At 32.3% G+C, this 331-nt stretch carries 1 protein-coding gene; it reads right to left on the bottom strand.

From position 1 onward, the window contains the following. Nucleotides 1-113: 113 nt before the first annotated feature. A partial coding sequence (locus ACYQZV_RS09140; protein ID WP_459895345.1) for a divalent metal cation transporter occupies nt 114-331 on the bottom strand: 218 nt, incomplete at its 5' end.

The raw sequence follows: 331 nt of genomic DNA, 5'->3' as shown, positions 1-331 counted from the left end.
ATGACCCAATATTTGATAAAACTTGTAAAACAAAAGAGCTAACATAAAAAGCACGTATATCCTTAAAAATATCAAAGAAAACTTTACCCAAAAATTATATCTGCTCATAATCCTTAACCTCCTGGAAACAACGTTTGGAAAGCGTATACCACAGAAAGCACCATAACAAATATTATTATCAAAGCCACAAATACGTTTGACCATAAGCTGTTTGTATAACTACCCATAAGCTCTTTATCGTTTAAGAGTAAAAGCAAAAACAACAAGGCTGGTGGTAGTAAGAAAGTATTCATTACTTGCACGAGCAAGTTAATAACAATCAAAGGTGCAT

This window comes from Hydrogenobaculum acidophilum (assembly GCF_054656715.1).
The sequence above is the reverse complement of the archived record's forward strand: the minus strand, read 5'-3'. Positions and strand labels throughout refer to the sequence as shown.